This is a genomic window from Microbacterium sp. NPDC086615, assembly GCF_040686055.1.
In the GTDB taxonomy this organism is placed as follows: Bacteria; Actinomycetota; Actinomycetes; order Actinomycetales; family Microbacteriaceae; genus Microbacterium.
The window spans coordinates 175,402-181,488 of record NZ_JBFBJJ010000001.1 but is presented as its reverse complement, the minus strand read 5'-3'; the positions used below and the strand labels follow the sequence as shown (position 1 = coordinate 181,488).

At 69.4% G+C, this 6,087-nt stretch carries 6 protein-coding genes and 1 tRNA gene; 4 read left to right on the top strand and 3 right to left on the bottom strand.

Going from position 1 to position 6,087, the window contains the following annotated elements:
- Positions 1 to 367: 367 nt before the first annotated feature.
- Positions 368 to 440, top strand: a tRNA-Leu gene (locus tag AB0O24_RS00890).
- A gap of 105 nt (positions 441 to 545) precedes the next feature.
- A complete protein-coding gene (locus tag AB0O24_RS00885) occupies positions 546 to 1,115 on the top strand; it encodes a LemA family protein (RefSeq protein ID WP_058624326.1) in 570 nt (189 codons plus the stop codon).
- Between the two features lie 36 nt (positions 1,116 to 1,151).
- Here the strand turns inward: AB0O24_RS00885 and AB0O24_RS00880 are convergent, their stop codons facing one another.
- Positions 1,152 to 2,393, bottom strand: coding sequence for a crosslink repair DNA glycosylase YcaQ family protein (locus AB0O24_RS00880; protein WP_363371850.1), 1,242 nt, complete (start codon positions 2,391 to 2,393; stop codon positions 1,152 to 1,154).
- 70 nt (positions 2,394 to 2,463) lie between these two features.
- Between AB0O24_RS00880 and AB0O24_RS00875 the strand changes: the two genes are divergently transcribed.
- Together AB0O24_RS00875 and ilvA are read left to right on the top strand one after the other, a co-directional pair.
- Complete coding sequence (locus tag AB0O24_RS00875; RefSeq protein ID WP_307385768.1) at positions 2,464 to 3,654, top strand: AI-2E family transporter; 1,191 nt, start codon at positions 2,464 to 2,466, stop codon at positions 3,652 to 3,654.
- Positions 3,651 to 4,880 carry a threonine ammonia-lyase gene (gene ilvA, locus AB0O24_RS00870; RefSeq protein ID WP_363371847.1) on the top strand — a complete coding sequence of 410 codons (1,230 nt, stop codon included), beginning with the start codon at positions 3,651 to 3,653 and terminating at the stop codon, positions 4,878 to 4,880. Before AB0O24_RS00875 ends, ilvA begins: the two co-directional genes overlap by 4 nt.
- Positions 4,881 to 5,048: 168 nt before the next feature.
- On the opposite strand, the gene greA is transcribed toward ilvA, so the two are convergent.
- Positions 5,049 to 5,540 (bottom strand): transcription elongation factor GreA, encoded by a 492-nt coding sequence (gene greA / locus AB0O24_RS00865; protein WP_307385769.1) that lies wholly within the window; start codon positions 5,538 to 5,540, stop codon positions 5,049 to 5,051.
- Between the two features lie 102 nt (positions 5,541 to 5,642).
- Positions 5,643 to 6,038 (bottom strand): DUF4307 domain-containing protein, encoded by a 396-nt coding sequence (locus AB0O24_RS00860; protein WP_058597828.1) that lies wholly within the window; start codon positions 6,036 to 6,038, stop codon positions 5,643 to 5,645.
- Positions 6,039 to 6,087: the final 49 nt, after the last annotated feature.

The window sequence follows — 6,087 nt, the reverse complement described above, 5'->3', positions numbered from 1 at the left end:
GCGGTGCCGTGGGGGTCTGGGTGGTTCCGGATGCCGCGGCACCGGTGCGGTGGCATCGGGTGCCGTCGTGCGGAGTTGATGGTCGACCCGCCGCTCGGCGCCGTCGTGTGGCGGCGTGTCGGGTGCGGACTCCGCCGGACGGTACAGCGGTGCCGTGGGGGCTCGAGTGGTTCCGGATGCCGCGACCTCGGCGCGGTGGCATCCGGTGCCGTCGTGCGGAGTTCATGGCCGACGCGCCGCCCCGGTACGCCCGCTGGCGGCGTGTCGCGACCGATGTCCGCCTGACGGCCCGCCGCGCGTATGCCCGAGCCCTGGGGCGTTCCTCTTACCGGTACCCGGAGCTACCCGCGATACGGTTGAGCCTCGGGCCCCCGTAGCCCAATGGCAGAGGCAGGCGACTTAAAATCGCTTCAGTGTGGGTTCGAGTCCCACCGGGGGTACTGGCCCTGATCCACATCCGCTGAGAGTCCCCGCCACACCCCGGTTCCCCGCCCCGGGCCACAGTTACACTGAAGGGCAATCTTCCGAACGGAGTGTGGGGACTTATGTGGGAGTGGCTCGTACCGGTCTTGGTGATCGTCGGCATCGTGGTGATCGCCGGCATCTACCTGTGGGCCACCTACAACTCGCTCGTCGCGCTGAACGTGCGCGTCGACGAGGCGTGGAGTGACATCACGGTCCAGCTCAAGCGCCGCGCCGACCTGCTCCCGAATCTCATCGAGACGGTGAAGGGGTACGCGGCCCACGAGAAGGCCGTGTTCGAGAACGTCACGCGCGCTCGTGCCGAGACGCTCGCGGCTGAGAGCCCCGCGGCCGCCGGTGTCGCCGAGGGGCACATGCAGCAGGCTCTGAAGTCGCTGTTCGCCGTCGCCGAGGCGTACCCGCAGCTTCAGGCGAGCCAGAACTTCTTGCAGCTGCAGCACTCGATCGTCGACACCGAAGACAAGATCCAGGCCTCGCGTCGCTTCTACAACGGTGGTGTCCGCGAACTCAACACGAAGATCAAGGTCTTCCCCAACAACCTGTTCGCCCGGCAGCTCGGCTTCAGCGAGCGGGAGTTCTTCGAGGTCGTCGACGGCGCGGCCATCGCCGAACCACCTCGCGTCCAGTTCTGACCGAACGCGCCCCCTCCGGATCGGAGGGGGCGCGTTTCAGGTCGAGCGCCCGTCGGGATGCTCGTGGCGCTCCGCGCTGAGCGCGCCCGCCAGGGCATCCGCGGCGTCGCCCCACCGGGAAACGGTCACGCGGTCGAGGTCCTGCCAGCGCGCAGCCGTGAGCAACTCCGTGGCGAGTCGCTCGGCGGCATCCGGGGGCGCGCCGTGCTCCCACCACGCCGACTGCACGCGCAGGGCGTTGGACGCGCGGTCGGCCTTGAGATCGACGCGACCCACGACGTCGTCGCCGATGATCACCGGGAGCGAGTAGTAGCCGAACCGGCGCTGGGGAGCCGGCGTGTAGATCTCGATGCGGTAGTCGAAATCGAACAGCCGCTCCGCGCGGTCGCGGAACCACACGACCGGATCGAAGGGCGTCAGGATCGCCGCCGCATCCACGCGGCGGGGGCGCGCGGCATCCCGATGCAGCCATGCTTTCGCGGGTCGCCCAGCCACCTGCCATCCCTCGACCTGCACGGGGATGAGCTCACCGGCGTCGACCAAGTCGTGTACGGCGGCCATCACCGCCGGCCGGTCGCGGATGCGCCAATAGTCTGCGAGGTCGGCCGCCGTCGCCACCCCGTACGCCACCGCGGCCCGCCGCACGAGCTCGGTGACGGCTACCTGGCGCGCCACGGTGGTCTCGAGCGCCGAGGGCGGAAGGACATCGGATGCCAGCGCATACCGCCGCTCGAACCCCCGTCGCCCCGCGATCGCGACGTCGCCGAAGAGCCAGAGGCGCTCGAGGCCGTTCTTGACGTCGTCCCAGCCCCACCACGACCCTCGAGAGCCACGGCGAGCATCGTGCTCGATCTCGGCCGGCCGCAGCGGGCCGCGCGCGGCGAGCTCGTCGCGCAGCCACTGCATCAGCGGCTGATTGGCTGCGGCCCAGGCATCGCTGCCGTACTTGTCGCGGAGCGCGTCGCGGCGGAACTGCAGCAACGGCCAGTCGTCGACGGAGACGAGGGATGCCACATGCGCCCAGGACTCGGTCCACTTCGGGCGGCGCGAGAAGGCGAGCTTGTCGAGCAGGGCCGTGTCGTACGCGCCGAGGCGCGCGAAGAGCGGCATGTAGTGCGAGCGTGAGAAGACGTTGACCGAGTCGATCTGCAGGATCCGCATGCGGTGCAGCGCCGCCGTGATCTGACGCGTGCCGACCGTCTCGGGGCGAGGGCGGGCGAAGCCCTGGGCGGCCAGGGCGATGCGGCGTGCGTCGGCGCGGCGGAGCGTCGTGATCATGCGTCTCACCGTAGCCACAGCCTCCGACATCACGGCGATCGCGCAGGGAGCGCGGCGGTAGGCTGACAGGATGACCGGACCCGATCCCGAGCCTCGCGGGTCGTTCCTCGACGCCCTCCGACGGCGCACGGTTTCGAGCGATCTTCAGCCTCCGATACCCCCGGCGCTCCGGCAGACCACGGCGTACGCGTGGCGGCTGCTCGTCATCGCCGCGGCCGTCGGCGTCGTCATCTGGGTCGTCATCCAGCTGAAGCTGCTCGTGATCCCTCTCCTGGTCGCGATCCTCGTCACGGCGCTCGTCTGGCCGGCGTTCTCGTTCCTGCAGCGTCACCGCTGGCCCAAGTGGCTCGCCATCGTCGTCACGGTGCTCGGGACCATCGCGATCATCTCGGGCCTCGTCTGGCTCGCTGTCTGGCAGATCTCGCGCGAGTTCGCCTCGGTCCAGAACCGCACGGTGCTCGCGGTCGAGCAGTTCCGCCAATACCTCATCGACGGCCCCCTGCATCTGAGCGCCCAGCAGATCGACGACGGGCTGACCCAGGCGGGAACTTTCCTGCAACAGCAGGCGGAACTCCTGTGGACCGGTGCCCTCGCCATCGGTACGACTCTCGGCCACGTCGGCACCGGGGTGCTGCTGACGCTCTTCATCCTGCTGTGCCTGCTCGCCGACGGTGGCGGCATCTGGCGCTGGACCACGCGCCTGTTCCCGCGCGTCGCGCGCCCGGCCGTCGACGGCGCGGGCCGGGCCGGATGGCGCACGGTCAAGAGCTACGCGCGCACGCAGCTGCTCGTCGCGACGATCGACGCGATCGGTATCGGCCTCGGCGCCTTCCTTCTCGGTGTGCCGCTGTCGATCCCGATCGGGGTGCTGGTCTTCCTCGGGGCGTTCATCCCGTTCGTCGGAGCCGTGGCCACCGGCGCCCTCGCCGTGTTCATCGCGCTCGTCTACAACGGCCCGCTCATCGCGCTGTTCATGCTCATCGTCGTCCTGGGTGTGCAGCAGGTCGAGAGTCACATCCTCCAGCCGATTCTCATGGGCTCGGCCGTGAAGGTGCACCCGCTCGCCGTCGTCCTGGTCGTCGCCGGCGGAGCCATGATCGGCGGGATCGCCGGTGCGCTGTTCGCCGTGCCCCTCGCGGCGTTCGTCAACGTGGTCGCGGTTTACCTCAGTTCCAAGGCCTGGGAGCACGAGGGCCAGCCACTGGCGTCCCGCGATCTCATCTGGCAGACCGTCCCGCGCGAGCGCGGAAGGAGATCATGAACGACACTCCCACCCTGGCCGAGTTCGAGGATGCCGCGTATGCTCTGCGCGGCATCATCACGCGGACTCCGCTCGACGAGTCGCTGCACCTCACCGAGCTGCTCGGCGTTCCCGTCAACCTCAAGCTCGAGAACCTGCAACGGACCGGCTCGTTCAAGATCCGCGGCGCCACCTACCGTCTGTCGCGTCTGACGGCGGAGGAGCGCGCGCGCGGAGTCGTCGCCGCGTCCGCCGGCAATCACGCGCAGGGCGTCGCGCTGGCGGCCCAGCAGCTCGGGATACCCGCGACGATCTTCATGCCGCTGGGCGTCCCCGTGCCGAAGCTGCTGGCCACGCGCGGGTACGGTGCCGAGGTGATCCTCGAGGGCGCCACCGTCGAGACGCCGCTGCGCCTCGCCGCCGAATTCGCCGAGCGCACGGGGGCCGTGCTGATCCACCCGTTCGACCACCGCGACATCATCGTCGGGCAGGGCACGCTCGGGCTCGAGCTCGTCGAAGACATGCCCGACCTCGAGACGATCATCGTGGGTATCGGCGGGGGAGGGCTGGCGGCCGGCGTCGCCGCGGCGGTCAAGGCCCGCGCCGCGGCGGAGGGTCGCGAGGTGCGCATCATCGGCGTGCAGGCGCACAACTCCGCCGCGTACCCGTCGTCGCTCGCCGCCGGGTACCCGATGCAGGTCGAGACGACCCCGACGATCGCCGACGGCATCGCTGTCGCGCGTCCCGGCGATCTGCCGTTCGAACTCATCCGGCAGTACATCGACGAGGTCGTCACCGTCACCGAGGACGACATCGCGCGCGCTCTGCTCGTGCTCCTCGAGCGGGCGAAGCAGGTCGTCGAGCCCGCAGGAGCCGTCGGGGTCGCCGCGATCCTCGCCGGCAAGATCCAGGCGACCGGACCGACCGTGACGATCCTGTCCGGAGGGAACATCGACCCCCTGCTGCTGCAGCGCGTCGTGGCGCACGGTCTCTCGGCATCCGGTCGATACATGTCGCTGCGGATCCCCTTGCCCGACCGTCCCGGCCAGCTCGCGCGCGTCTCGGAGCTTCTCGCGCAGGTGGGCGCGAACGTCATCGAGGTGCTCCACACGCGTCACGGACAGGGCCTGCAGATCAGCGAGGTGATCCTGCAGCTGAGCGTCGAGACCCGTGGAGCCGAGCACCGCGCGCTGGTCATCCAGACGCTCGAGGACGCCGGCTTCATCGCCACGGTCGTCCCCGACTGAGGCTACCCGGGGTTTGGGGCGCGTTCTGCCGTTTGGGGCGGGGGATTTCGCGCCCCAAATGGCAAAATCCGCCCCAAACCGGCACGCGCACCCCTGCGCGCGCCCCCGACCACGCAGACGCCGCGAGCCGCTCACCCCGAACGGGGGAGCGGCTCGCGATCGTGGGGCTTACTGACCGGAGTAGGTCTCGACCTTGAGGATCTCGACCGAGATCTCCTTGCCGTTGGGGGCGGTGTACGAACCCTTCTCGCCCTCCTTGAGGCCGATGATCGCCGCACCCAGCGGGGAGGCCTCGCTGTAGACATCGAGCTCGGAGTTCGCCGCGATCTCGCGGTTGCCGAGCAGGAACTTCTCCTCGCCGCCGGCGACGACGGCGGTCACGACGGTGCCCGACTCGACCACGCCGTGGCTCTCGGGTGCCTCGCCGACCTTCGCGTCCTTCAGGAGCTGCTGCAGCGTGCGGATACGTGCTTCCTGCTTGCCCTGCTCGTCCTTCGCGGCGTGGTAGCCACCGTTCTCTTTCAGGTCGCCCTCTTCGCGGGCGGCTTCGATGCGCTTCGCGATCTCTTCACGGCCGGTGGTCGAGAGGTGCTCGAGCTCCTGAGCCAGACGGTCGTAGGCGTCCTGGGTGAGGAACGTCACCTGAGCGTCGTGGGACACGATTACTCCTTCGTCGAGGGCGAGCGGCGTTCATCGAGTGTGCCGCCCGGGTATATGTCGAACGCCCCGGCATCGAGCCGGGGCGCGTCATCTGAGGCTATTTTACGGCACCCAGCAAGAGTTGACAAAACCCGTGGTCGCCAGCGCGAGGGTCGGAATCTCCTCCGTGAAGGCCCGGCTGTGATCTTCGGATGCCGGGTACTCGACGACCCGCCATCCGACCGTTCCGTGATCTTCGTCCTGCGCCTCGATCGCGCATGCCACGGGTTCACCGACGGGGGCCGTGAACTGGAAGGAGATCGTGACGGCGCTCGCATCCGTGACGGTGAAGCCCGTGTCGGTCGCCGTGACCGACCGCAGGGTGTTCGACACGGTGGTCCACCCCAGCAGCGCCGTGAGCGTCAGCGCGACGACGCCGACGATGCTCCACAGCACGATCCGGCGGCGGGGTGACGTGCGCCGACCGTAGCGCTCATCGAGCATCTCCTGCGTCGTCATGGTCTCTCCGGGCTTTAGGCTGGAGTTCCAGGCTACGCGCTTCCGCCCG

What these genes read in the sequence shown, in the direction of transcription:
- AB0O24_RS00885 (WP_058624326.1), top strand. Translation starts at nt 546, where the DNA reads ATGTGGGAGTGGCTCGTACCGGTCTTGGTGATCGTCGGCATCGTGGTG.
- AB0O24_RS00880 (WP_363371850.1), bottom strand. Translation starts at nt 2,393, where the DNA reads ATGATCACGACGCTCCGCCGCGCCGACGCACGCCGCATCGCCCTGGCC.
- AB0O24_RS00875 (WP_307385768.1), top strand. Translation starts at nt 2,464, where the DNA reads ATGACCGGACCCGATCCCGAGCCTCGCGGGTCGTTCCTCGACGCCCTC.
- ilvA (WP_363371847.1), top strand. Translation starts at nt 3,651, where the DNA reads ATGAACGACACTCCCACCCTGGCCGAGTTCGAGGATGCCGCGTATGCT.
- AB0O24_RS00860 (WP_058597828.1), bottom strand. Translation starts at nt 6,038, where the DNA reads ATGACGACGCAGGAGATGCTCGATGAGCGCTACGGTCGGCGCACGTCA.